Source organism: Flavobacterium sp. FPG59, from assembly GCF_002150205.1.
Taxonomy (GTDB): domain Bacteria; phylum Bacteroidota; class Bacteroidia; order Flavobacteriales; family Flavobacteriaceae; genus Flavobacterium.
The window spans coordinates 1-1,164 of the sequence record NZ_MTCA01000390.1; the positions used below are offsets into that span (position 1 = coordinate 1).

Genomic DNA, 1,164 nt, shown 5'->3' on the forward strand with positions numbered 1-1,164 from the left:
AAATAAAGCAGACTTAACTATAAAAAATTCACTAGATAAAACATCTTGAGATTGTTCATATTCAATAATACATTCTAATGATTTTACGTAATCTTTTTTATGATTTAATATTTGGCAAAAGCTAAAGGTGTAAAACCAATATGGTTTAGGAGTATTAGAATAATCATTTAATATGTCTTGATAATAATTTTCTTTATTAGTTAATAGGTATCCGAAATAATTGTAATAAAATTTTTGATGCGATATTGAATCTTTAATTTCAGTATCGCTTAGCTTAGATACGTATAATCCAAGTAAATTAAATACTTTTTCCATAAGCGGATTATCCTCGACAATAAAATGCTCTCCACAAATATATTTGGAAGGATAATCATGTAATACTTTATTTATTGACAAATCAATTGCAATTCTCCAAGCTTCAAGATTGTCGAAAGTAACTTCGTTATACTTTTCAAAAGCAATATCTAACACTAAATCATACTCTGATAAATTCTCTAAAAAACTTAGATTTTCAGTTGCTATTATGTGGGAAATAATACTTAATCTAAAATTATAATTTTCAATAACAACTGCCGGAATAAAACTTAAAAAATTCTTTATATCAGTGGAAGTAACAGCTTTTACAAACCAAGCAGACTTATTATACTCATCAATTTGAAGAATTTCTTCTGCTTTAACTAAAGCTTTTTTATTATCATTTAAATTCAAATATTCAACACAAGCTCTTTCTCTAAAACCATTCTCAGTTGGATTTAAGTTAGATGCTTTTATAAAATCCTCAGCTGAATTTTCTTTTTTGTATTCATCCAATTCTCGTTTACAAGCACCTTTTAAAAATAAAATTTTGCTTAAAATTTTATCTTTGTCTTTTATATTCTTTTCAGTTACTCTTTTTTCTAAATTATTTAAAAAATCTAAAGCTGTTTTGGGCTTAAATGAATAAATGGTTTGTTCAATAGTCTTTAATTGTTCTTTAAAGTCATTTGATAAATCCTCTAAACCTTCAAAAACATTTGTTATATAATTATTTCCTAACTGAATAGGTCCTCCATTACTATCAATATTTCCAAAATTAGCATTATTAATTTCCATAATTATCTCCTAATTGAACATTACCCCCACCACTGTTTATATTACCTGTATTTACATTTTTACTATTTGAAA

Annotated in this window: 1 protein-coding gene; it reads right to left on the reverse strand. The window is 25.1% G+C overall.

The genetic code is table 11. The features are described 5' to 3' along the window. The coding region (locus FPG59_RS16220) for a hypothetical protein (RefSeq protein WP_140344728.1) at positions 1-1,092 on the reverse strand (1,092 nt) is incomplete at its 3' end. Positions 1,093-1,164 lie beyond the last annotated feature (72 nt).